Genomic DNA, 241 nt, shown 5'->3' on the forward strand with positions numbered 1-241 from the left:
GCCGAGGGCTGAGCCCGGTTCAGGTCACGGTGCTGGTGATGGTTGCGACCTATGCCGGCGCCGATGGTGGTGGGGCTCATCCGGGGTGGTCGCGGCTCACCGTCGATACCGGGCTCGACGTTCGCACGGTCAAGCGTGCCGTGCGTGACCTGGTCGGGCTCGGATGGCTCGAGCAGACAGCTGTGGGTGGGAATCAGTTCGGCAAGGGCAAGGCGAACGAGTACCGACTCACCGAGCCGAC

1 protein-coding gene is annotated in these 241 nt (G+C 67.2%); it reads left to right on the forward strand.

The window, feature by feature from the left end:
• On the forward strand, window positions 1-241 hold a 241-nt coding region (locus tag BN358_RS10785), incomplete at both ends, for a helix-turn-helix domain-containing protein (protein ID WP_040582641.1).

Origin of the sequence: Sedimentibacter sp. B4 (assembly GCF_000309315.1) — a bacterium.
Taxonomy (GTDB): domain Bacteria; phylum Bacillota; class Clostridia; order Tissierellales; family Sedimentibacteraceae; genus Sedimentibacter; species Sedimentibacter saalensis.